We start from the raw sequence: 22,362 nt of genomic DNA, 5'->3' as shown, positions 1-22,362 counted from the left end.
GAAAATTTCGGTAACGTTGTATTTTACCTGATCAGGCCTTGCTTTACAGCATATTTCTCAAAGGCCGACCAGCATGTGAATTTCATAGAATCAAGGTGTGATCACCACGAAGAAGGAGTTCTCTCCGCGACGCACCAGCATGGGTGCCGCCTGACCTTTCGGAATGGCCTTGACCAGGTCGGCGAATTGCTTGGCAGATGTAATGTCAGTACGACCGACACGCAAAATGACGTCACCGGCGGCAATACCCGCACCGGCAGCAACGCCACCCGCATTGCGAACTACCACGCCACCAGTCAGGTTCAATGCCGTCTTTTCCTGAGCAGTTGGGTCGGTTACAGTAAGGCCAAGTTTGTCCGCCTCAACCGGCTTGGGTTTTTCAAGAGGTGCGGCGCTGGGCTTGGCAGCATCACTTTCAAATTCGGCTACAGTAATAGGCACCGTTTTTTCAGCGCCTTTGCGCCAGAGCACCATGTTTACCTTGCTGCCAGGCTTGGTTTCACCAACGATGCGCGGCAAATCAGATGCCTTGTCCACCTTCTTGCCATCGAAGCGCAAAATGATGTCACCAGCGATCACGCCTGCCTTGTCCGCAGGGCTGTCTTTTCCAACAGAACCTACCAACGCGCCAACAGCTGAATCAAGACCCAGGGCCTTGGCTACGTCTTTGTCCACTTCACCAATACCCACGCCAATGCGGCCACGGCTTACTTTGCCGCTTTCGCGCAATTGCTTGGCCACTCGCATGGCTTCATCAATTGGAATGGCAAAGGAAATACCCATGAATCCGCCTGTACGGCTGTAAATCTGGGAATTGATACCAATGACCTCGCCATCCAGGTTAAGCAATGGGCCACCGGAGTTACCGGGGTTGACCGCGACATCAGTCTGGATGAAAGGCAGGTATTCACCGGTGTCACGGCCCTTGGCACTCACAATACCCGCAGTCACTGAATTCTCGAGCCCGAATGGTGAGCCAATCGCAACGACCCACTGCCCTACTTTCGTGTTGTTGACATTGCCGATTTTCAGGAACGGCAGGCTTTTGCCTTCAATTTTCACCAAGGCCACATCGGTACGCTGATCTGAACCAATTACCTTGCCCTTGAATTCACGCTTGTCGGGGAAAGTCACAATAATGGATTCTGCACCATCCACAACGTGGTGGTTGGTCAACAAATAACCATCGGAATCTATAACAAAACCAGAACCTACACCACTGGGCACCTCACGGTCCGGGGCTTGCTTGCCACCTCGAGGTGGTTGTCCTGGCTGACCTGGCATCGGAGTACCGGGTGGCATGAATCGACGGAAAAACTCAAAAAATGGATCATTGGGATCCATGCCGGGGAAACCTGGCATGCCCTGTTGGTTTTGAGGCACTTTCTGGGTGGTTCTAATATTCACAACCGCCGGCCCGACCCGATCAACGAGATCAGAAAAGTCTGGTAAGCCACGGGAATTGGTCTGGGCTTCAGCCTGATTGATTCCCATACCAAACATCAAGACCAAGGCCAGAAAAAAAGTGGCCAATCCAAACCCAATGCGGGAATTCAACGCTTCAGATCTCATCTAAAAATTTCCTTGTTATTGAGACTTCCAACGAACAGATTTCAAAAATAGTTCTAAAGTTTTTTCAGGTACTTCGCCCAGCACGGTCACCATGTGTTTGCCCTGCGTGGCAGACATGGACATCACTGCACCATGACTCATGGGGACTTGCGGCATCGATTGCCCTGGCTGACTTTTCTGAATGAAAACAGACAGAGTCGACAACCCGTCCGAGTAAACAGTTTGATGAATTTGCTCTTCCTTGCCTTTTACTCGGCAAACCGTATCCGCCTTTTTGAATCCAAAGGCAAGGTCGGGTAAATCGTAGCTTAATTCATCCTTTCCCATAACGCGTACTTCCGTGCTGCTGCTGATCCACCCAGGCCCAGCCTTTTGAAGCGCAGGGTTTTCCAGCAAAGCGGGTTCAAACGAGATCTCTTTAAACCCAACATTCTCGAGTACTTCACCCTTTGGTGAATAAACTTCTGAACGCATCAAAAGTTTACTTTCCCTGTCCAGGTAGAGGCGATACTCGTATCGCAGATCGTCTTTGGGGCTAAGCTTTAGTACACGAACGGAACGCCCGGCAACACGCTTCCCTGGCAATTCGTTAATGTCATACAAACGGCCTAATGTATTCACCCCGTCCTTGGCGGCAAAAACACGGGGAAAGGCCACTGAAGTGTGTCGACGCTCCGTCAAAATCATTTTTCGATCGGGGATGACGCACTGAATTTGATCGTTGTGGCGAATCCACTTCGCAGGCTGACCGTCCAGACGTTCCAGCACCTCAAATTCGCCAGCTTCCGTGGCTTGATGAAGCAGCTTGCTGGTTTGAGAGTGTTTACCTGATTCGGTAATCAACAGCCCCGAATAGCTCAGCGTCTTGGCCTGATCGTGGCTGGCCCACACCAGATTCCACAAGGCTGGGTCAGCATGAACGCTGAAATTGGCAACAGCCAGAAGGAAACCACAGAGAAACTGTTTTGTACCGAAAACCGGGGAGTACATCTTCATCATTTAGCGACTGGACGAGACATAAGTAAATTTCACGCTGGGGTCGCTTGCATAAGAGGAAGGTTCCCAAACATTCATCCATTCCACCGTGTCGGTGTTGTTAACAATGACACGTTCGGTGTTGTCCATGGAGGGGCGGTCTGCCTCAACCCGGGCGATTGGTGAAACACCGGAAAGTCCACTTCGAACGCTGTTCTGTTGATGGGCCATGAAATACTCTTGCCACAAGGCCAGATCTGCTTCGGACACCTGGTTTTGCACAGGCTGGGTTCGAACCATTTGAACCTGACTGTCAGATGGTGGAATGGCCTGATTCAAAGCAAAACTGAAAAAACCGATTGCTGCAACAGATGCGAACACGCGCCGGGCCCGCCCTGCGCCAAGGGCTTTCTGTAAAGTGGATTCACGGGCAACCTTGGCAGCAATAACTGGTGCCACCACGGTGGGCTCTTCATTCAGACGCGCTGCAATCCTGTCGAGTAGAGGTGGTGAATGAAAAACGGACATTTCAGTGGAACGGATAAGATCACCCACGGCACTGTAACTCGTCCAGGTTTGGGTATCGTCGAGATCCATGTCAGACAACAACGCCTTCAGTTCGTCCTCACTGAGTTCGCCATCCAACATTGCAGAAATTTGTTCGTTTTTGCTCATCACTTTTTTCACCAGTTCACCAACGCTTGCTACCCTTTGGTTCTAACAAAGGCTTGATTTTTGCCGCAATCGACTCCCTTGCACGAAAGATTCGCGATCGGACGGTTCCGATTGGGCAATCCATTGCAATTGCAATTTCTTCATAACTCAACCCATCAATTTCCCGCATGACGATGGCGGACCTTAACTCTTCAGGTAGCGCAGCCATGGCTTCATTGACAGCTTCACCGATTTGCTTGGTCTGATACAAGGACTCAGGCGTATCGATGTTACTAAGAGCGGCATTGTCTTCAAAAGTTTCATTGTCATCATCATTTGCCTCCTTCAAGGTGGAAGGCCTTCTGCCTTGTGTCACCAGAAGATTTTTCGCGGTGTTGATGGCAATTCGATAAATCCAGGTATAAAACGCGCTATCACCCCTGAAATTCCCAATGGCGCGATAAGCCTTGATAAAAGTTTCCTGAACAATGTCTTCAATGTCTTCCTGGTTACGCACCATTCGGGTGAGCAACCGCCCTACCCGCCGGTGATACTTGTTCACCAGCAAGTTGAATGCCAACTTGTCGCCCGCTTGCACGCGCTGAACTATCAACAGATCATCGTCTTTATCGGAGGACATTCATCCTCCAAAAATAGGCAAGAAGAGAAGGTTTATCCGGATTATCATCCAGAGAAAGTCGATTCAAACACACCCGCAGCAACAGGAAAGCCTGAACAGATTCGGGCACGATGACCCAACGAGATGCGGATTTGGGCTCTACCGGAATTTGAAGAAAAATACAGAAGGGAGTCACCCATGCACGTTGCGGCTTTACAGGTATGGCGCGGGAATTCGATCCCTGGCTGACTATCTGAAAAAACCTGGGGTTGAACTTGATTGTCTCATCCAGCTCATCTTGCATCGAAAAACGAAACAAGACCCGTTGAGAATAAGCAGAGAGGGAGACTACATGGGCGGCAAACACAAAGTCATCAGGTGCGCCGCCCAAGCGTGTGTTTAACAAAGATAGCCCCGTTACACCCTCGCGATGGCCAAAGTACCGTTGGTACCGCCAAAGCCAAATGAATTGGACAACGCTAGCTTGATATTCAGGTCACGGGCTGTGTTCGCACAGTAATCAAGATCACAGCCTTCACCCGCCTCAAGCAGGTTGATGGTAGGGGGAGACACCTGATGATGAACCGCCAATGCAGTGAATACAGCTTCGATGCCGCCAGCAGCGCCCAGAAGGTGCCCGGTCATGCTTTTGGTGGAATTCACCACGGTTTTGTAGGCATGATCACCCAAGGCACGCTTTAACGCCATGGTTTCAGCCACGTCCCCCAATGGAGTGGACGTACCATGTGCGTTCACATAATTCACGTCCTCAGGGTTCATGCCGGCATTTCGCAGGGCTGCTTTCATGCAGCGGGCGGCACCATCGCCGTCTGCGCAGGGTGCAGTCATGTGACTTGCATCTGCGCTCATGCCATAACCTACGACTTCGCCGTAAATCTTGGCTCCACGCTTTTTGGCGTGCTCGTATTCTTCAAGCACCAACACACCAGCACCCTCACCCAGAACAAAACCATCGCGGTCCTTGTCCCATGGGCGACTTGCTGCAGCAGGGTCATCGTTGCGGGTGGAAAGTGCACGCATGGCAGCAAAACCACCGATTCCCAGAGGAGAAACAGTGGATTCAGCACCGCCGGCCACCATGACATCTGCATCGCCATACTCGATGATACGGGCGGCCTCTCCAATGGAATGTGTGCCTGTGGTGCACGCGGTGACCATTGCAATATTCGGCCCTTTCAAACCGTACATGATGGACATGTGACCAGAGATCATGTTGATGATGCTACCGGGTACGAAAAATGGGGAAATCCGGCGATAGCCTTTGTTGACCAAATCGGTGTGCGTGTCCTCGATCATTGGCAAACCGCCAATGCCAGAACCAATGCTGACCCCGATTCGTTCGGAATTCTGTTCGGTGACTTCCAGCCCCGAGTCTTTGAAGGCCTGAATACCCGCAGCCAAGCCATAATGGATAAAAGTATCCATCCGCGCGGCTTCCTTACCAGGAATGTATTCGGCGACGTCAAACCCTTTGACCTCTCCGGCAATTTTTGCAGTCAGGGCTTCTGTTTCAAAGCGGGTAATGCTTGAAATACCGGATTTGCCTTGAGTAAGGCTTGTCCACGCTTCGCTTACAGAATTACCCACTGGGCTGATGATGCCCAAACCGGTAATAACAACACGTCTACGGCTCACAAGCCCTCCTTTATCCATGTTTGCCTGAAATGACCAAGGCCAAGGCGATATTGATCACCTGTGGCCTTGGTTAATCAGCCATTAAGACTTAGAGTTTGTCTTAACGTAATCAATCGCTTGTTGCACAGTGGTGATTTTCTCGGCATCTTCATCAGGAATTTCTGTTTCAAATTCTTCTTCCAAAGCCATAACCAATTCCACTGTGTCCAAGGAATCAGCGCCCAGATCATCTACGAAGGAAGATTCGTTTTTGATTTCTTCTTCCTTAACGCCGAGCTGTTCGGCCACAATCTTTTTAACGCGCTGTTCAATGTTGTCCATTACGGAGCCTCCGTGGGTTTTTATAAAAAATCAAAAGAGTTTAGCAAGTCGATATGACAAATCATATTCCAAATGTCTTGCTATTATCCCATCCACATTCCACCATTTACGTGTAATGTGGTTCCAGTTACATACCCCGCTTGATCGCTGGCCAGGTACAACACAGCCGCAGCAATGTCCGTGACCTGCCCCATACGCCCCAGCGGGATTTGTTGCTTCAACTGATCCACCTGCGTTTCCGACAGGGCATCAGTCATATCAGTTTGAATGAATCCGGGCGCCACACAGTTTACAGTGATATTGCGGCTTCCCAGCTCGCGTGCCAACGCTTTTGTCATTCCTGTAACGCCAGCTTTTGCAGCGGCATAATTGGCCTGTCCTGCGTTACCGCTTGTTCCCACTACCGAGGTAATACTGATGATCCGCCCCGTGCGAGCTTTCATCATTGGTTTCATGGCCAGCTTTGACAACTTGAATACAGACGACAGGTTGGTGGCAATGACAGCATCCCAGTCTTCGTCTTTCATGCGCATGGACAGCTGATCGCGGGTAATGCCCGCATTGTTGACCAGAATGGTCAGTTGCCCAAGTTCATCTGCAATTCGGGTAAACAGGGGTTCAAGTGTTGCAGTTTCCGTGACGTTCAACACAGCGCCGAACCCTTTGATTCCAGCGTCTTTCAAACCTTCCGAGATGTCTGCCGCACCGCTTTCCGAGGTGGCTGTACCAACCACGGTTGCGCCAGCCTTGCCAAGTGCCAAGGCAATTTCCCGACCGATGCCCCGGCTTGCGCCAGTGACCAATGCAATTTTCCCAGTCAAATCAAAGAATGTCATACAGGCAATTCCTTATTGTTCGGCGGTCAAAGCCGCCTGAATACTGTCAGGGTCATAAATATTGACTACCGGAACATCGCTGATTCGCTTCACCAATCCGGCAAGCACCTTGCCTGGCCCGCATTCTACAAAAAGTGTTGTTCCAGCTGAAGTCATCGCCTGAATGGTCTCGACCCAACGCACCGGCCCATAAGCCTGACGCACCAACGCATCCTGAATTCGTGCGGGGTCGGATTCTACAGCCACATCAATGTTGTTGTACACAGGGAATGCCGCTGTCGAGAATTTTTTCTGACCCAATGCCGCTGCCAGTTTCACTGAAGCAGGCTTCATCAGGCTGGAATGAAACGGTGCAGACACAGGTAGTTCGAGTGCTCGTTTGGCCCCCAAGGCCTTGGCCGCCTCACAAGCAGATTTCACCCCATGTGCGCTTCCGGCAATAACGACCTGGCTTGGCGCGTTGAAATTGACCGCCTCGGCCACTTCGCCGTCAACGCTGGCTTGCAAGCAGGCTTGTTTGACCTGTTCGTCACTTAGACCCAAGATAGCCGCCATACCGCCCTGCCCCACAGGCACCGCTTCCTGCATGGCTTGTGCGCGGATTCGAACGAGCGCGAGCCCTTCCGACAAACTGAGTACCCCTGCTGCCACCAATGCAGCATATTCACCCAGGGAGTGCCCAGCGGCCAAATCAGGCGCGGACCCGCCGGCAGCAATCCATGCACGCAATACGAGTGTGTCAGCCAACAACATGGCTGGCTGGGTATTGACGGTAAGGTTCAATGATTCAGCAGGACCATTTTCAATAAGCTCACCCAGGTTCTGACCCAGAGACTGCTCGGCTTCCAACATGGCAGATGCGTACAGACCCGCCGTAGAAGGGGCAGTCTTGAATGCATTCAACATTCCCACAGACTGAGAGCCTTGCCCCGGAAACAGAAACGCGATTTTTTTGATCATATTGGAGGAATTCATCTAATTTTCAATTTGCGTTATTTTACATGCGAACAAGCACGCTGCCCCAAGTAAAACCGCCCCCAACGCCCTGTAAGAGCACGTTATGACCTTTTTTGATCTGTTTCTGCACAATTGCATGGTTCAGTGCCAACGGTACCGAGGCTGCAGACGTGTTGCCGTGCATCCCCACGGTGACAATGACCCGGTCTTCGGGCAACTTCAGTTTTTTGGCGACTGAATTCAAAATACGCACATTGGCCTGATGCGGCACCAGAAAATCCAGATCCTCAAGCTTGAAGTTCAGGCTTTCGAACAACTCAAGTGCGCTGTTTCCAAGAACTGATACGGCCTGCCGAAATACGGCCTGGCCGTCCATGCGAAGGAACGGATCACCCACAATGCGCCCGCCTTCAATTCGACCTGTGGTGTTCAAAATGCTACCCATGTTGCCATCGGAATGTAGCTTGCAGCCCAATATTCCGGGCTCGCTGCTGGCTTTCAGATATACGGCACCGGCGCCATCACCAAACAACACACAGGTCGTGCGGTCATTCCAGTCCATGAGACGGCTGAACACTTCTGATCCAATAACAAGGGCGTTGTTGACTTGCCCAGCACGGATCATGGAATCAGCCACGGTCAGTGCGTACACAAAGCCGCTGCAAACAGCCTGAATATCAAATGCGATTGCCTTGTGCGCGCCCAATTCGGCCTGAACAGCACAGGCCGTGGAAGGAAACACCTGATCAGGCGTTGATGTGGCGAGAATAATGAGTTCGACGTCAAGCGGAGTGGCGCCAGCAGCCTGCAAAGCCTGCAGTGCGGCCTTACTCGCCATTTCGCAATTCGTTTCATCGGGGTCGCAAAGATACCGTTGCCGGATACCGGTGCGCGTTTCAATCCATTCCGCGCTTGTTTCCACACCTTTTTCGGCGAGAAACAAGGTCAGTTCCTGATTTGAAACCGCACGTCTTGGCAGGCTCGCGCCTGTGCCAAGAATCGCACTGTATGGAGACATTAAATCACTTGGTCGGGTTTTGCCTCAACCGGGACAACGACTGCTTCCCCTGCACTTGAAGCCGCTGGCGCAGCCAAAGGTACATAGTGCGACATCGTAAGCCGAATGCTGTCCAACAAATTACCGTTGGCGGCATCGTAGGCTCGCTTGATCGCGTGGAAGAAGGCATAGGCGTCTGCCGAGCCGTGGCTTTTTATCACAATCCCCTTCAGCCCTAGCAAAGCTGCCCCGTTGTATCGGCGGTGATCCACCCTTTTTTTGAATCGGAGCAACACTGGCGCAGCAAACACCGCAGCCACCTTGGGCCACAGGCCTCTTTTAAACTCGGTTTTGATGATGTCGCCCAGCATCTGCGCAAGGCCTTCGGATGTTTTAAGGGCCACGTTACCCACAAATCCATCGCAAACCACTACATCGGTGGTGCCTTTGTAAATGTCATTGCCTTCTACGTTGCCGTAGAAATTCAATTCGCTTGCACGCAACAATTCAGAGGCTTTTTTAACAACCTCATTGCCTTTGATAACTTCTTCGCCGATGTTAAGCAAACCCACTGTGGGCCGGTCTATGCCTTCGATACCTTTGACAAAAGCCGAACCCATCACCGCAAACTGAAACAGATGTGACGGATCGCAATCGACGTTTGCGCCCAGGTCGAGCATCAAAGTGCCCTTGCCCTTCATATTGGGCAATGAAGAAGCAATGGCCGGGCGGTCGATGCTGTCGAGCGTTTTCAGTACGAAACGTGAAATTGCCATCAGCGCACCAGTGTTTCCGGCGCTCACAAATGCACTTGCCAACCCGTCTTTGACGAGATTGGCACATACACGAATTGATGAATCTTTCTTGTTACGCAAGGCTTGGGCGGGAGGCTCATCCATTTCCACCACTTCACTGGCGTGACGGATGGTAATTTGGGGGAGCTCCAATGCCTTCTTTTTGGCCAGGGCAGCTTCAATTTCTGTCTGCTTTCCTACCAAAACAAGCTGTACATCAGGGTGCAACTTGATAAAGCGCAAACAGGCCGGGATGGTGACCGACAATCCGTGATCTCCACCCATGCAATCAATCGCTATGCGAACCATCCGTTCTTAGACCTTTTGGTTTTCATGGCAACAGACTGCAGTTGCCTGGTTGATCAGTAAATAATTACTCGTCAGCTTTGGTCTTTACAACTTTCTTGCCACGATACATGCCGTTGGGGCTGATGTGGTGGCGCAGATGTGTTTCACCAGAAGAAGAATCAGCAGACAAGGTCGGCGCTGTCAGGTTCTGGTGTGAGCGGTGCATGCCACGCTTGGAAGGTGATTTTTTGTTCTGTTGAACGGCCATTTTAAAGCTCCATGTATAAAAGTGTTACTTTTTGCTGCCCTTGAGCAAATCGCCCAGGTTGGCAAAAGGACGCTGTACTTCCTGTTTTGTATCACCAGCAGTGTCATCCTGGTGATCATCAGTATCTTCGTCGGATTCGCTGTCCCGCCATGACCGCCCCGCAACATCCGAGCAAGCATCATGCTTTGGAAACATTGGACAAGCCAACAGTATTTCGTCTTCGAGCCAGTCGCGCAAGTTTATCGCACCCGGGCATGCAACCACATCAGTTTGCTCGTCAAGTGTCTCTTCATCGTAAACATCAGCTTGGGATTCTGAAGTAACCAGCACCAAATGACGATCAAAGTCGATGACGTGCTGCACGCCAGAACCACATACTACGCAAGAAAACTCGGCAGAAAACCGGCCTTGAAACCGGATTACGCTCTCAGACTTGGCGTTGATTCGCCCGGAAATTTCCCAATTTTCAACATGACTGGCTGATATGCTTTCGTCACCAGCCAGTCTGGGGAAGTCAAACTTCACTTCATCACTGCGAATGCGTTCGCCCGAGCGAGAAAACGACCATGCGTCGAATTCGTCAAACTGTTTTAGTGGGCCTTTGTGCCGCATGCGGATAAGAAAAGCAGGAAACGCGCGATAATACTCTGCCTAACGTTTTATGTCAAAGCCGGCATCCAAATCAAATGACCCGTTCCCTGTATTTAGCATCCAGTTCCAAGTACCGGCGTGAGCTTTTGGCGCGCCTGCAAATCAATTTCCGGTGTGAATCCCCCCAAATCGATGAAACCCCCAAACAGGGAGAAACACCGCTGGATACCTGCAAGCGCCTGGCGCGAGAAAAAGCCATGGCTGTGGCTGCCGAGCACCCCGCTTCGATTGTAATCGGTTCGGACCAGGTTGCAGATGTGGATGGTGTGGCGATCAGCAAGCCCGGCACACACGACCGCGCACGCGCCCAACTGCGCAGCATGAGCAACAAAACGATCGTATTTCACACGGCTGTATGCGTCTGCTGTGTTGAAACAGCCCAAACCATTGAATTCACAGTGCCCACCTCGGTAGAGTTTCGTGAATTGGATGCAGCCGAAATTGAACGCTATCTGATTGCCGAGGAGCCCTACGATTGCGCCGGCTCAGCAAAAAGTGAGGGACTTGGTATCTCTTTGCTAAAAAGAGTGGAATCCAGCGACCCAACTGCCTTGATTGGATTGCCTCTAATAGAAGTGTCCAGTGCCTTGAGACAGTTTGAAGTGACGCTGCCCTGAGATGCTTCACCTTGTTCCCAGCCCCTTAAGCCAGAAAACGCCCAAAGCCCCATTATTGCAGGCCGACTTGCACCTGGTTCAGCAATGCAAAGTCTGGCTGGTTGAAAATGCCAAGCCCGCGCGCGCTGCCTTGGGAGATTTCAACATGCCTGTGGCCATTCGGGATTTACAGATCCTGGAAATATCCAAACTTGACCTGAATCAACGGTCTGCGCTGATTGAGCAGTGCAAAGCGGGCGAGCCTATTGCAGTAATGAGTGATGCAGGCTGCCCCGGCGTGGCCGACCCCGGCGCTGAAATTGTAGCTTTGGCCCACAAGATGGGCTGCCCGGTGAACCCGTTGGTGGGACCCAGTTCAATATTGCTGGCCCTGATGGGCAGCGGGCTGAATGGTCAAAGTTTTCGTTTTCACGGCTACCCTCCTCTTGAGCCCGCCCAGCGCGATATCTGGATCAAGCAAACAGAGCGTGAGTCCAAATCCCAGAACTGCACACAATTGGTGATCGAAACCCCCTTTCGAAATGACAAACTGATTGAGGCTTTATTAAAGCAACTCTCAGACAGTACCTTGCTGTGTGTTGGGTGGGATTTGACTGGCGATGATCAGTTTATCCAGACCAAAACTGTTGCCAACTGGAGAAAGCAACCGCCTGCGCCGGGGAAACTGCCCTGTCTTTTCCTGTGGCTGGCCTGATTGGTGCAGTTGCCTACTCGGCGCGAGTTACCTGATTCGGCATACAGACCGTGTGCATGCCTACTCGGCGCGAGTTGCTTGATTCTGCACAGAAAACCGCCGATCCCTTCTTGAAGCAAGGCTTTCAATTCACCTCAGCCCGACAACACAAACGGTCGGGCTGAGGTGCCGCCATCGGTTTCACCGCTTGGCGACCATTGAAACCTTGTTCAAGTCGGGCGTTTTTCTTGAATATGCAGAACAAGCAAACACGCTGCCGAGCTGGCAAGACACTGGCTGCGATTCTAGCAACATGCCGCCGAGCAGGCTGAGCACCAACGGATGTTCAAGCAGCAGACAGAACCCACATATTTAGATGAATCCACCGCGCGATCAATTACCGACTGGTTAGCACCCAATCGGCAGCGATGTTCCATCGCTTCGCCCTCAAGAAAACCTGCCCGTTTGGTTCAGCCCACTGCGTATGCCCGAAGGGCGTCACAAACACTCGGCCATCTGTTTTGCCGAGTGTTTGTGAGCAGTGGGTTGGATCAAAAAGGGAAATGCAGGTTTTTGGGTGAGCGGTTGGAACTCGCGCCGAGTGAGTGTCAAGCGCCATGGGTACTAAGCGCTATGGATGCTAAATGCTATGGATGCTAAATCCGCTGGGCATTAAACCAGCGTCGAGCGATTTGAGCTCGCGTTATTGAAACCCAACCCGTTGACTGGTGCCAAATTCAGGAAACGCACTGCGAATTCCCATGCCGAACACCACACCCACCCGTTGCGCAAAACGTTCTGCGAAAGAATCCTGCTCGGTGTAATCCAGAATTTCTTCGGCCTTCAGGACATCACGGGCCACGGTATCAATGGAACCCAGTTCGTCCGCCAAGCCAAGCTCCACACTTTTTGCTCCAGTCCACACAAGGCCACTGAACAGTTCAGGATTGTTGGAGAGTTTGTCCCCGCGCCCTTCTTTAACAACAGCGATGAACTGCTGGTGGATTTCTTCGGCCATTTGTTTGGCGAATTCGGTTTGATAGGGGTCTGCCGCACTGAAAGGATCCAGAAAACCCTTGTTTTCACCAGCGGTGATCAGGCGACGCTCTACTCCCAGCTTTTCCATCGTGCCCGTGAAACCAAAGCCGTTCATGACGACGCCAATTGAACCCACCAGGCTGGCCTTGTCCACGTAAATCTTGTCTGCCGCTGCAGCGATGTAATATCCACCCGAGGCACACACCTCTTCAACCACGGCATAGAGTGGTTTGGCCGGATATTTGGCACGCAGGCGTTCAATTTCGTCATTGATTAATCCTGCCTGTACCGGGCTACCCCCGGGGCTGTTGATGCGCAGAATGACTCCAACAGACTGCTCGCTTTCAAATGCAGCGCGAAGACTGGAGTTGATTCGATCAGCGCTGGCGAGCGTATCGGTTGCGATGACCCCATCCAGGTTAACCAAGGCGGTGTGACGACTAACCTCTAGCCCGGGTGCGCTGGCCAACCCCATAACCGAGGCAATCAAGATACCTACATAAGCCACGCCGATGAGTTTGAAGAAAATACCCCAGCGGCGTTTGCGCCGTTGCTCGACCAAAGATTCAGAAGCCAGCTTTTCGAGCAACTTGCGCTCCCATTGATTGTTTTCTTCGCTCATTCTCTAGTCCTCAATGCCATCAGCGGGCACCGTAATTTGTTCGGAAGGGGTCCAGTACACAGCACCGTCTTTTTCTTCGATGGCCAATCTGACCAAAGGGTTTCCGCTGCAGGGGCCCCCAAGGCAGTTGCCATCAGTGGCGTCATAACTGGCGCCATGGGTTGCGCAAACAATGATTCGGCCGGAGTCATCGAGAAATTCGCCGTAATTCCAGTCTAGCTCAACGGGAACATGTGAGCAGCGATTGAGAAAACAGCGCACATCGTTGTCGACCCGTACGGCAAAGGCTGTGGTTTCCTCACCGTTATACAGCACCCTGAAACGGTAACCGATGCCACCTTCAGACAGGTCGCTTGATTGACATACTTGAATTTGAGACATGATCAGAGTCTTGAAGAAATGGTTTTCACCAACCAGGGCGCCAACTCGTTGATGGAATGAAAAGATTGCAGGTGAGGCACCTGGTTCAGCAATTTGGGCGGATGCGCGCCTGTTTGCACCGACAGTGCATGCACGCCGGCAGCGTTTGCCATGTTAAGGTCATGCGTGGTGTCACCAATCATGACGACATCGGCCGGATCCGTGTCAAATTCTTCCATCAATTCAAGAATCATTTGAGGATGAGGCTTGCTGTGGCACTCATCTGCACACCGGGAACCCATGAAGTAGCGACCCGTGTCGGAATGTGACATGGCCCTATTCAAGCCTTGTCGACTTTTTCCGGTGGCTACTGTGCAAATCACGCCCATTTCATTGAGCTGTTTCAGCAAGGGTATTGCGCCGGTGAACAACTCAAGCTCATGGTCGTTGCTCAGGTAGTGCCGCCGATAACTATCGACCAACATGGCAATTTGTTGCTCGCTTGCGCCAGGTGCTGCGTGACGCAGGGCGTCACTCAGGCCCAGACCAATCACATAGGAGGCGATTTCTGCGCCAGGATCTGGCAAACCGGCATCCACGCAGGCACCTTGAATGGCCCGAGTAATTGCGCCGGTTGAATCCAGTATGGTGCCATCCCAATCAAACACCACCATTTTGTAAGTCATTTGCGGTTTACTGCCTGTAAGGTTTGTAAAAAACTGTCTAATTCAGCGGCCAAAGGCGCCTCTATTACTATAGATTCATTTGTAGCCGGGTGTACCAGCTGCAGGCGTGCGGCGTGCAAAAACATGCGTTTTAGCCCGTGTCGCGCCAATTGCTTGTTCATCTCGAAATTTCCGTATCGGTCGTCCCCGGCGATCGGAAACTTGCTCGCACTGGTGTGCACACGAATTTGATGGGTTCGACCTGTCAGGATTTGCGCCTGAATTAAAGTGAATTCTGAATATAGGGACCTATAACATTGAATAGTCTTGAATTTGGTACAGGCGTTATCACCTGATGGGTCCACAAAAACACGGGCTTCTTTTTCGTTGCTTTGGGTTTTCAACAAGGGCAGATCGACCTGACGCAAGCTCTCAGGCCAATGCCCCAGCACCAGTGTTTTGTAATACTTTTTCCAGGATCTGGCTCGAAGTTGTTCCTGTAACTTCCTAAGAGCACTACGTTTTTTGGAAATGATCAATACTCCAGAAGTCTCACGATCAATTCGGTGGACAAGCTCGAGATCCTGGTGAGTTTCCGATCTAAGTGCCCGAATACATTCAATTAAACCAAATGACGACCCTGAGCCACCGTGAACGGCCATGCCGGATGGTTTGTTCACCACAAGCAGATGTTCGTCTTCAAAAAGGATGGGGATTGCGGCGGCGGCATTCAACAGCTGAACCTTGTTGAATGAAGCGCTTGAAGGCGTTGATTCAAGGCTTTGTTTTTCCACCACCTGAATGGGGGGAACCCGAACCACATCGCCAATGCACAATTTGGTTTTCGCTTCTGCCCGCTTTCGGTTGATGCGAACTTCACCGGACCGGATAATACGGAATACGTGGCTTTTGGGTACACCTTTGCAAACACTGCACAGGAAATTGTCGAGACGCTGGTCTTGATGTTTTTCGTCAATTTCAAGCAGAACAGCCCTGTCGGGGTTGGGTTTTTCCTGTGTTTTCAATTCTTTGTTTTACCAATTGGGCGGGTTCAGCATATAATGGGATTATCGCTTGGGAAGCGTCCGAATTCACTTCTGGATACGCCCCACAGCGATTTTATTTAGTGGGTGTGCCGCCTACCCTGGATGGTGGCAATGATCGCTGAAAAAGAGGCGCGCGGCTGAATGCCCGCCTTAAGCTGGAAACAAAGAATTTATACGCACCAGCGCGCACAAGAAGCGCTGGGTACTAACAAAAACGACGCAGGCCCACCTTACACAGGTGAAATTTGAACCAATATTTATTATTAAATATCAATGCCTTAGTGTGATCGCCGCCCTTGGCTAGACCCGTGCGGCGCTTTGTTGTATTCGTTTTTGATTTTCTTTGCTCCTTCCGCTTTTTCAGCATCTCTTTTCGCACTGCGGTGCCATTGGAGTGTGCATGAAGCGCATGTTATTTAACGCAACTCATTCAGAAGAGTTGCGGGTCGCCATTGTCGACGGCCAGAAACTTATCGACATTGACATTGAAACAGCAGGCCGTGAACAACGGAAAAGCAACATTTACAAGGGTGTCATTACCCGCGTAGAACCCAGTCTCGAAGCCTGTTTCGTCAATTACGGCGAAGACCGCCACGGTTTTCTGCCATTCAAGGAAATTTCCCGTCAGTATTTCAAGGAAGGTGTTGAAGCCGGCAAAGCCCGCATTCAAGACGTCGTAAAAGAAGGTCAGGAACTGTTTGTTCAGGTCGAAAAAGAAGAGCGTGGCAACAAGGGCGCAGCCCTGACTACCTTCATCTCCCTGGCAGGCCGCTACTTGGTGCTGATGCCCAACAACCCCCGCGGAGGCGGTGTATCCCGCAGAATCGAAGGCGAAGAACGTCAAGAACTGCGTGAAGCGCTGGACAAGCTGGAATACCCCAAGGGCATGAGCATCATCGCCCGCACAGCCGGTATCGGCCGCTCGGTTGAAGAACTGCAGTGGGACCTGAATTACCTGCTCCAACTGTGGACAGCCATTGACGGTGCTGGCAAATCGGCCAACGGCGCCTTCCTGATTTACCAGGAAAGCAGCCTGGTGATTCGTGCCATTCGCGATTACTTCAGCCCGGATATTGGCGAAGTACTCATCGACACCGACGAAATTTACGACCAGGCCAAGCAGTTCATGCAGCATGTCATGCCCGACATGATGAACCTGGTAAAACGCTACCGCGACGACATTCCGTTGTTCAGCCGTTTCCAGATCGAACACCAGATTGAAACGGCCTACAGCCGCATGGTTCCCCTGCCCTCGGGCGGCGCCATTGTGATTGATCACACGGAAGCGCTGGTGTCCATCGATGTGAACTCGGCCCGTTCAACACGCGGCACAGACATTGAAGACACGGCCTTGCGCACCAACCTTGAAGCGGCTGAAGAAGTAGCCCGCCAGTTGCGCCTGCGTGACTTGGGCGGCTTGATCGTGATCGATTTTATCGACATGGAAAAAGCCAGCAACCAGAAGGAAGTGGAGCAACGAGTCAAGGACAGCCTTCATTTTGACCGCGCACGCGTGCAAATGGGCAAAATCAGCCGCTTCGGCCTGATGGAATTGAGCCGCCAGCGTATCCGCCCTGCCCTTAACGAAGGCTCGCACACCACTTGCCCACGCTGCAATGGCACGGGTGTTATTCGCGATACAGAAAGCACGGCATTGCACGTACTGCGTATTTTGCAGGAAGAAGCCATGAAAGAAGGCACTGCCAGCGTTCACACGCAGGTGCCGGTGGATGTGGCCACTTTCTTGCTGAATGAAAAGCGGTCTGAAATCTACAAGCTGGAAGCGCGTTTGAAGGTCAACGTGCTGTTGATTCCAAACAAGCATCTGGAAACTCCACATTACGAGATTACACGCCTTCGCCATGACGATGAGCGCCTTGAAGACCCACGCCAGAGCTTCGAGCTGGCCACCTCCAAGGACGAGCAAAGTTACTACGACAAGAAAGTGGAAGGCGAAGCAGTAAAGCGTCAGGAAGCGGTAATCAAGGGTGTGATTCCAACCCAGCCTGCCCCGCCCCATCAGGAACGCAAGCCAAAAACAGAACTGGTTGTGGCTGCTGCTGCCCCTGCGGCACCGTCTTTGATTCAGCGCATTATTGCTTGGTTCAAGCGCGATACCAATGTGGAAGTACCAGCAGTGGTGATCGAGCAGAAAACCAGTGACCGTGGAGGTCGTGGCCAAGGTCGCCCACAAGGTGACCGCAACGACTCACGCGGTGGTCGTGGACGAAATCGCCGTCGTGGTGGCGGACGTGGACGCGAAGATGAAGCAACGGGTACAAACCCAGTTGCGGAAGACGAAGTCAAGGTAGCTGACACACAACAGCCTCGTTCTGCACAACAGAATCGTGGTGGTCGTGGCAAACCACGTGAGGACCGCGCTGCGGGTGCCGAAGCGCTTGAATTGAAGCCTTTGGCCGCTGTAGATGCAGTGGAAGGCGATGCAGCAGATGCTGCAGAGCAAAGTGAACGCACTGGTGGTCGTCGCCGCCGTCGTCGCGGCCGTGGTGGTCGCGGAGCCGGTGAAGGTGAAACAGGCTTGGCGGCTGAACAGTCTGCATTGCAGTCTGAAGACGCATTTCAGGCAGCCGATGCAGCTGAAGATGAAGAATTGGCCAACAAGATTGCCGAAACCATGTCATATGGCAGCGAAGAAGAAGCGGGTAGCGAAGAGCCGCGTCGCCGTCGTCGTCGCCGTGGTCGCGGAGGTAATCGGGATGGCGTTCGTGATTCATCGGACGCTGAACAAGCCGCTGAAGGCAGCGATTCAGTTGAATCAGCACCAGCACCTGAGATGGCTGAAACAGCTTCCGCACCCGCTCCCGTTATTGCAGCAACCGGCTTGAATGTCTCTCAAATGGGCTTGCCAGCTGAACCTACAGCAATGGGTTCTACTGAAAACAATCCCGATGAGTCGAATGTTCAATCGGCAGACGTGCAGGCCGTTCAGTCTGTTATCGCTGCAGTGGCACAAACTGCTGAAGTAGAGCCTGCAAAAACCGAGGTTCAACAGGAGGCCTTGGCGACCGAGCCAACCCCAGCTGTTGAAGCCGTGGTGGTTGAATCGGTTCAAAGCGCGCCTGTGGCTGAAGTAACCTTGGCTGCTGTAGAGAAAGTAGAAGCCGCGTTGGTGGAAACTGCAGCACCTGCTGAAATTGCTGAGCCTGCAGCCGAAGTAAAAGCGCCCGTAACGGCGCCAGCAGCAACAGTGGCAGCAACTGAAGCCAACGTTCAAAAGGGTGCACCTGCCCCAGCGCCAAAGCTGGACAGAACCTCACTTGAGCAAATGCTGAACAGTGCCGGAATGCTTTGGGTTGAAACCGACCACGAAAAGTGGTCTGTTGTTCAGTCGAAATTGAGCGAATCCACAAAGCCTGCTCGCGTTCCCCGGGAGCGCAAGCCTGTTGTTCAAATTTCAACTGAAAACCTGGTGTTGATCGAAACCAAGCCGGAGTTCAAGAGCAGCGCGAACTGAAGTAATGTTTGACAGGTGATTCGTCACCTATAAAAAGGCGCCCAAGAATGAAAATTCTCTGGGCGCTTTTTTATTGCCTACCGTTCAGAAGGCAGCAGCAGAACCGAATCGATTTTTGACGGGTTAACCTGCCCGGCGTACAACTTATTGGGCATTGTTTTTCAATGCGTCAACTACACCAATAGGGGATTGTTATGTCTGATGAAAAAACAGGTATGAGTTCTGCTCGATCAATGCGCGTCAAAGCCACTGGAGCCGCATTCCAGCTGGATGCACTAAGCGACAATTTGAAAGCTCAGGTAGCCAAGCTCGATGATGATGAGTTGGCGGTGTTAACCAGCATCAAGTCGAAGTTGAATTCAGGGCTGGACGAAAAGCTAAAGAATGCTGCGGACACTGTGGGTGGATTTGTTTGGTAGTTTGATCTGAACCCATTGTTCAATCGGGGCATTGGATGCAATTTGCTTCAATGCCCCACCCCTCCACCCGCTTGTCCGCCAGTGAATCACCATGCACCTTGTCGAAATGCTTGCTCGTCGTGCAGTACCCGCCGCCGGAGTTTCAGTTGGCATTACACGGCGTTGCCCCCTAAGCTGTGCCCATTGTTCAACAAGCTCGACCATGCAAAGCGAGCAAAGCCGACCCGAATTGTTCAATCGGTTTGTTGACACATTTACTGAAGCTTCTCACCCGGAATTCATGGCCATGTCGGGTGGTGAAGCCCTGCTTCGACCTGCACTGGTGAAAAATCTTGCGTTGAAGGCGCGCGCATCGGGCACCAAGTCCAGTGTGCTGTCAGGGCTTTTTTTTGCGCGAAAGCCTGGCATTCCCAAATCGATCAAATCTGCAATCGATGCGGTGGATCATTTCTCGGTCAGCATGGATGCATTTCATGAGCGTGAAGTTCCCCGCTCGAACGTGTTTACTGTTTTAAATCAATTATTGGATGAGGGAAAGCACTTGAGCCTGCACATCGCTGGCGAAAGAGAAGACGATCCGTACCTGGACGATTTGGTGAATCTCGTTCAAAAGCGCTTTGGCAAGCGCATCCCGATGCTGGTCAATACCCTGTCACCTTTTGGCAGGGCGAAAACCTTCTTCATTCAAACTGCATCACCAAGCACAACGACGGTAGAGGCAAGCCCCTGCACCATGGCGGCCTGGCCTGTGGTTGGTTTTGACGGGGTAGTGGCTGCTTGCGGAAATGACAATTTGATCGGGCGGGTTCCAAGCCATTTAAGGCTTGGGGATATTCGCATTCACAGCTGGGCGGACATTCGGTCGCGTTGCGTTGACAACGCCATGCAAATTGCACTGAGAACCTATGGGCCAGAGTACCTGCAAACCAAATTCGGCAGTCAGGGCAAGACGGGCTGCAAAGGCTACTGCGACACCTGCATCAACCTTGATGCACAGGATGCGATTCAAGTGGGCGTAAGTTCCCAAATGCTGAAACCGGGCGCAAGAATACTGGGCGATTCGGTGGTGGATTTGCAGCTTGAACTGGGCGCAGTGGGTTTTGCGAAGCGCTACAGTCACCCGCGTTTTGCGGAACTGGTTCTGTTGGGTGCCTGATGCCATGAAACACAACGACATTGAGATTGCACGGCGCACACGGGGGAATTCCGTTCTGTTGTTTATTACAGACCGTTGCCCGGTAGGTTGTGCCCATTGCTCGGTCGACTCCCGCGCAGACAGCCCAATGATCACGGATTTTGGCCTATTCGAGAACTTGCTTGATGGCATTTGTGGTGACCCCGACATTCAGGTCGTGGGCATTTCTGGCGGAGAGCCTTTTTCTGAACGGCGTGGGCTAACCAAGGCCTGCGAAGCAATGTCGGCCTGCAACAAATCGATTGTGATTTACACCAGTGGTGTTTGGGCGAAAAGTCCGGAGACTGCGCCTTGGATCAGGTCAGTACTTGAATCGTGCTGCACTGTGTACTTGAGCACAGATTCCTTTCATCAAAATGGTGTGCCCTCTTCTGTGTTTGTTCAAGCGGCCAGGCAGATTGCAGATGCCGGGGCCTGGATTGTGGTGCAGACCCTGGAGGTGAAGCAGACAAGACACTTGCTGGAACAAGCTTTCGGAAACAAGGCAGACTGTTATGCGGAAATTGTTCCCATTACGCCGCTTCGCAATGGCCGGGGGCAAGACGTATTTGAACTGAGTCCAGCCAGGAAAGCTGACACCATGGGAAACTGCACACTGGCAGTGACACCGGTTATTCGATACGACGGGGTATTGACCTCCTGCTGCAATGAAGAAGTGATCATGGGCAAAGGACCTGATCGATTCCGAACGCGCGTGAAGAATCGAGAGGCGCTGGATACAGCACTTGCAAGGTTCAAGACTGATCCGTTGATGCGATGCGTGGCCAGTGTTGGCTTGGGGGAGTTGGTCAAACACCCGCGCTTGCAGGCGTTAGCGGAGAAAAGATACATCAACAACTGCGATCTGTGCTGGAAAGTCATGGGCGAGTTTCCATCCTTGCCTGAAAGCGACCGATTGATCAATGTGATAGCGCAACTTGGAGAATCGCATTGAACACCCAGTTGAGTACCCCCACCAATACCCCTTTCACCCGGCTTATCGGCAAGCTGGAACTGGTTCAGCCCGCCCTGCAACATGAGGCCCAACAACTTTGGGCTGGCCCGGATGCCCATTCCATTTACCCTTTGTACCTGGAACAGATGCACATGGTGGTTCGCGCAGGCGTTTCACTGATGGAAACCGCAGTGTTGGCTGCCAAGAAATTACCCGCATCAAGTGCCTTGAAAACAAGCCTGATTGAATACCTGCACAAGCACATCGAAGAAGAACGGGGCCATGACCTGTGGTTGCTTGAGGACTATGCCGCCACTGGTCACAACCCCGAACATTTATTGGCCAAAATACCTTCCTGTGAGGTCGCCAATATGGTGGGGGCGCAGTATTACTGGATTTTGCACCACCATCCTGTGATGGTGATGGGCCATGTTGCTGCCTTGGAAAACTATCACCCACCCACCGGATTTGCCCGGTACTTGAGTGAATTGACCGGTTATGGTCTGGATTCATTCAGAGCCATTTCACGCCATGAAAAACTGGACCTGATTCACAAGGTTGAAATTCAAGCACTCATTGATGGTCTGAATCTTTCACCGCGGGATGAGGTTGCGTTGGGGGTCAGCGGCCTTCACACCATGCGCAGTGGCTTGGCTGTGTTGGAGAGCATTCGCCAAATGCACCATGAAAAAACCGCCATTCATTGCTGAAAGGCGGTTCTGTGTTGTCA

The 22,362-nt window shown here is 52.0% G+C and carries 24 protein-coding genes; 7 read left to right on the top strand and 17 right to left on the bottom strand.

All coding sequences use genetic code 11. The features are described from left to right. Positions 1 to 90 precede the first annotated feature (90 nt). The 13 genes from RGQ30_RS07785 to RGQ30_RS07725 form a co-directional block, all read right to left on the bottom strand. Positions 91 to 1,572, bottom strand: a complete 1,482-nt coding sequence (locus tag RGQ30_RS07785; protein ID WP_130556457.1) for a Do family serine endopeptidase — start codon at positions 1,570 to 1,572, stop codon at positions 91 to 93. Between the two features lie 15 nt (positions 1,573 to 1,587). After that, positions 1,588 to 2,571, bottom strand: coding sequence for a MucB/RseB C-terminal domain-containing protein (locus RGQ30_RS07780; RefSeq protein WP_130556458.1), 984 nt, complete (start codon positions 2,569 to 2,571; stop codon positions 1,588 to 1,590). Then, complete coding sequence (locus RGQ30_RS07775) at positions 2,572 to 3,222, bottom strand: sigma-E factor negative regulatory protein (protein ID WP_130556459.1); 651 nt, start codon at positions 3,220 to 3,222, stop codon at positions 2,572 to 2,574. A gap of 16 nt (positions 3,223 to 3,238) precedes the next feature. Next, positions 3,239 to 3,841: an RNA polymerase sigma factor RpoE gene (rpoE, locus tag RGQ30_RS07770; protein WP_130556460.1), complete on the bottom strand. Its 603-nt coding sequence runs from the start codon at positions 3,839 to 3,841 to the stop codon at positions 3,239 to 3,241. Continuing rightward, complete coding sequence (locus RGQ30_RS07765) at positions 3,828 to 4,226, bottom strand: hypothetical protein (RefSeq protein ID WP_130556461.1); 399 nt, start codon at positions 4,224 to 4,226, stop codon at positions 3,828 to 3,830. Before RGQ30_RS07765 ends, rpoE begins: the two co-directional genes overlap by 14 nt. Positions 4,227 to 4,237: 11 nt before the next feature. Beyond that, entirely contained in the window at positions 4,238 to 5,476 is a 1,239-nt protein-coding gene (gene fabF / locus RGQ30_RS07760; protein ID WP_298217258.1) for a beta-ketoacyl-ACP synthase II, read from the bottom strand. Positions 5,477 to 5,557: 81 nt separating this feature from the next. Then, positions 5,558 to 5,797, bottom strand: coding sequence for an acyl carrier protein (acpP, locus tag RGQ30_RS07755; protein ID WP_130556463.1), 240 nt, complete (start codon positions 5,795 to 5,797; stop codon positions 5,558 to 5,560). 83 nt (positions 5,798 to 5,880) lie between these two features. After that, a complete protein-coding gene (gene fabG / locus RGQ30_RS07750) occupies positions 5,881 to 6,633 on the bottom strand; it encodes a 3-oxoacyl-ACP reductase FabG (protein ID WP_130556464.1) in 753 nt (250 codons plus the stop codon). 12 nt (positions 6,634 to 6,645) lie between these two features. Then, positions 6,646 to 7,593 carry an ACP S-malonyltransferase gene (fabD, locus tag RGQ30_RS07745; protein ID WP_130556465.1) on the bottom strand — a complete coding sequence of 316 codons (948 nt, stop codon included), beginning with the start codon at positions 7,591 to 7,593 and terminating at the stop codon, positions 6,646 to 6,648. A gap of 37 nt (positions 7,594 to 7,630) precedes the next feature. Then, positions 7,631 to 8,608 (bottom strand): beta-ketoacyl-ACP synthase III, encoded by a 978-nt coding sequence (locus RGQ30_RS07740; RefSeq protein WP_130556466.1) that lies wholly within the window; start codon positions 8,606 to 8,608, stop codon positions 7,631 to 7,633. Next, complete coding sequence (plsX, locus tag RGQ30_RS07735) at positions 8,608 to 9,690, bottom strand: phosphate acyltransferase PlsX (RefSeq protein WP_130556467.1); 1,083 nt, start codon at positions 9,688 to 9,690, stop codon at positions 8,608 to 8,610. The genes RGQ30_RS07740 and plsX overlap by 1 nt, the downstream gene beginning before the upstream one ends. Before the next feature lie 64 nt (positions 9,691 to 9,754). Further along, on the bottom strand, positions 9,755 to 9,937 hold the full coding sequence (gene rpmF / locus RGQ30_RS07730; protein WP_008249122.1) for a 50S ribosomal protein L32: 183 nt from the start codon (positions 9,935 to 9,937) through the stop codon (positions 9,755 to 9,757). A 24-nt stretch (positions 9,938 to 9,961) separates the two neighbouring features. After that, the gene (locus tag RGQ30_RS07725) at positions 9,962 to 10,549 is read right to left on the bottom strand and encodes a YceD family protein (RefSeq protein ID WP_130556468.1); all 588 of its coding nucleotides are present in this window, start codon (positions 10,547 to 10,549) and stop codon (positions 9,962 to 9,964) included. A gap of 74 nt (positions 10,550 to 10,623) precedes the next feature. On the opposite strand from RGQ30_RS07725, the gene RGQ30_RS07720 reads away from it, so the two are divergent. Together RGQ30_RS07720 and RGQ30_RS07715 are read left to right on the top strand one after the other, a co-directional pair. After that, a complete protein-coding gene (locus tag RGQ30_RS07720; protein WP_130556469.1) occupies positions 10,624 to 11,205 on the top strand; it encodes a Maf family protein in 582 nt (193 codons plus the stop codon). A gap of 1 nt (position 11,206) precedes the next feature. Continuing rightward, entirely contained in the window at positions 11,207 to 11,899 is a 693-nt protein-coding gene (locus RGQ30_RS07715; protein ID WP_130556470.1) for an SAM-dependent methyltransferase, read from the top strand. A gap of 682 nt (positions 11,900 to 12,581) precedes the next feature. Here RGQ30_RS07715 and RGQ30_RS07710 read toward each other — a convergent pair. The 4 genes from RGQ30_RS07710 to RGQ30_RS07695 are packed head-to-tail and all read right to left on the bottom strand — an operon-like array spanning position 12,582 to position 15,588. Beyond that, the gene (locus RGQ30_RS07710) at positions 12,582 to 13,538 is read right to left on the bottom strand and encodes a S49 family peptidase (RefSeq protein WP_130556471.1); all 957 of its coding nucleotides are present in this window, start codon (positions 13,536 to 13,538) and stop codon (positions 12,582 to 12,584) included. Between the two features lie 3 nt (positions 13,539 to 13,541). Next, a complete protein-coding gene (locus tag RGQ30_RS07705; RefSeq protein ID WP_130556472.1) occupies positions 13,542 to 13,919 on the bottom strand; it encodes a Rieske (2Fe-2S) protein in 378 nt (125 codons plus the stop codon). Between the two features lie 2 nt (positions 13,920 to 13,921). Then, positions 13,922 to 14,584, bottom strand: coding sequence for an HAD-IIIA family hydrolase (locus RGQ30_RS07700; protein ID WP_130556473.1), 663 nt, complete (start codon positions 14,582 to 14,584; stop codon positions 13,922 to 13,924). Then, positions 14,581 to 15,588 (bottom strand): RluA family pseudouridine synthase, encoded by a 1,008-nt coding sequence (locus tag RGQ30_RS07695; RefSeq protein WP_130556474.1) that lies wholly within the window; start codon positions 15,586 to 15,588, stop codon positions 14,581 to 14,583. The genes RGQ30_RS07700 and RGQ30_RS07695 overlap by 4 nt, the downstream gene beginning before the upstream one ends. Positions 15,589 to 16,009: 421 nt before the next feature. Between RGQ30_RS07695 and RGQ30_RS07690 the strand changes: the two genes are divergently transcribed. From RGQ30_RS07690 to RGQ30_RS07670, 5 genes are all read left to right on the top strand, one after another. Further along, complete coding sequence (locus tag RGQ30_RS07690) at positions 16,010 to 19,084, top strand: Rne/Rng family ribonuclease (protein WP_130556475.1); 3,075 nt, start codon at positions 16,010 to 16,012, stop codon at positions 19,082 to 19,084. Positions 19,085 to 19,278: 194 nt separating this feature from the next. Continuing rightward, positions 19,279 to 19,503 (top strand): aroma-sacti cluster domain-containing protein, encoded by a 225-nt coding sequence (locus RGQ30_RS07685; protein ID WP_130556476.1) that lies wholly within the window; start codon positions 19,279 to 19,281, stop codon positions 19,501 to 19,503. Positions 19,504 to 19,594: 91 nt separating this feature from the next. Continuing rightward, a complete protein-coding gene (locus RGQ30_RS07680) occupies positions 19,595 to 20,659 on the top strand; it encodes a radical SAM family protein (protein WP_298217267.1) in 1,065 nt (354 codons plus the stop codon). Positions 20,660 to 20,663: 4 nt separating this feature from the next. Next, on the top strand, positions 20,664 to 21,632 hold the full coding sequence (locus RGQ30_RS07675) for a 4Fe-4S cluster-binding domain-containing protein (RefSeq protein WP_130556478.1): 969 nt from the start codon (positions 20,664 to 20,666) through the stop codon (positions 21,630 to 21,632). After that, positions 21,629 to 22,342: an iron-containing redox enzyme family protein gene (locus RGQ30_RS07670; protein WP_130556479.1), complete on the top strand. Its 714-nt coding sequence runs from the start codon at positions 21,629 to 21,631 to the stop codon at positions 22,340 to 22,342. Before RGQ30_RS07675 ends, RGQ30_RS07670 begins: the two co-directional genes overlap by 4 nt. Positions 22,343 to 22,362: the final 20 nt, after the last annotated feature.

It is taken from the genome of Limnobacter thiooxidans (assembly GCF_036323495.1).
GTDB lineage: Bacteria > Pseudomonadota > Gammaproteobacteria > Burkholderiales > Burkholderiaceae_B > Limnobacter > Limnobacter thiooxidans.
This window is presented reverse-complemented; position numbering and strand designations above follow the sequence as displayed.

What these genes read in the sequence shown, in the direction of transcription:
- plsX (WP_130556467.1), bottom strand. Translation starts at nt 9,690, where the DNA reads ATGGTTCGCATAGCGATTGATTGCATGGGTGGAGATCACGGATTGTCG.
- acpP (WP_130556463.1), bottom strand. Translation starts at nt 5,797, where the DNA reads ATGGACAACATTGAACAGCGCGTTAAAAAGATTGTGGCCGAACAGCTC.
- RGQ30_RS07785 (WP_130556457.1), bottom strand. Translation starts at nt 1,572, where the DNA reads ATGAGATCTGAAGCGTTGAATTCCCGCATTGGGTTTGGATTGGCCACT.
- rpoE (WP_130556460.1), bottom strand. Translation starts at nt 3,841, where the DNA reads ATGTCCTCCGATAAAGACGATGATCTGTTGATAGTTCAGCGCGTGCAA.
- RGQ30_RS07780 (WP_130556458.1), bottom strand. Translation starts at nt 2,571, where the DNA reads ATGATGAAGATGTACTCCCCGGTTTTCGGTACAAAACAGTTTCTCTGT.
- RGQ30_RS07725 (WP_130556468.1), bottom strand. Translation starts at nt 10,549, where the DNA reads ATGCGGCACAAAGGCCCACTAAAACAGTTTGACGAATTCGACGCATGG.
- RGQ30_RS07710 (WP_130556471.1), bottom strand. Translation starts at nt 13,538, where the DNA reads ATGAGCGAAGAAAACAATCAATGGGAGCGCAAGTTGCTCGAAAAGCTG.
- RGQ30_RS07705 (WP_130556472.1), bottom strand. Translation starts at nt 13,919, where the DNA reads ATGTCTCAAATTCAAGTATGTCAATCAAGCGACCTGTCTGAAGGTGGC.
- RGQ30_RS07675 (WP_130556478.1), top strand. Translation starts at nt 20,664, where the DNA reads ATGAAACACAACGACATTGAGATTGCACGGCGCACACGGGGGAATTCC.
- RGQ30_RS07690 (WP_130556475.1), top strand. Translation starts at nt 16,010, where the DNA reads ATGAAGCGCATGTTATTTAACGCAACTCATTCAGAAGAGTTGCGGGTC.
- rpmF (WP_008249122.1), bottom strand. Translation starts at nt 9,937, where the DNA reads ATGGCCGTTCAACAGAACAAAAAATCACCTTCCAAGCGTGGCATGCAC.
- RGQ30_RS07740 (WP_130556466.1), bottom strand. Translation starts at nt 8,608, where the DNA reads ATGTCTCCATACAGTGCGATTCTTGGCACAGGCGCGAGCCTGCCAAGA.
- RGQ30_RS07775 (WP_130556459.1), bottom strand. Translation starts at nt 3,222, where the DNA reads ATGAGCAAAAACGAACAAATTTCTGCAATGTTGGATGGCGAACTCAGT.
- RGQ30_RS07685 (WP_130556476.1), top strand. Translation starts at nt 19,279, where the DNA reads ATGTCTGATGAAAAAACAGGTATGAGTTCTGCTCGATCAATGCGCGTC.
- RGQ30_RS07680 (WP_298217267.1), top strand. Translation starts at nt 19,595, where the DNA reads ATGCACCTTGTCGAAATGCTTGCTCGTCGTGCAGTACCCGCCGCCGGA.
- fabD (WP_130556465.1), bottom strand. Translation starts at nt 7,593, where the DNA reads ATGATCAAAAAAATCGCGTTTCTGTTTCCGGGGCAAGGCTCTCAGTCT.
- RGQ30_RS07720 (WP_130556469.1), top strand. Translation starts at nt 10,624, where the DNA reads ATGACCCGTTCCCTGTATTTAGCATCCAGTTCCAAGTACCGGCGTGAG.
- RGQ30_RS07715 (WP_130556470.1), top strand. Translation starts at nt 11,207, where the DNA reads ATGCTTCACCTTGTTCCCAGCCCCTTAAGCCAGAAAACGCCCAAAGCC.
- RGQ30_RS07700 (WP_130556473.1), bottom strand. Translation starts at nt 14,584, where the DNA reads ATGACTTACAAAATGGTGGTGTTTGATTGGGATGGCACCATACTGGAT.
- fabG (WP_130556464.1), bottom strand. Translation starts at nt 6,633, where the DNA reads ATGACATTCTTTGATTTGACTGGGAAAATTGCATTGGTCACTGGCGCA.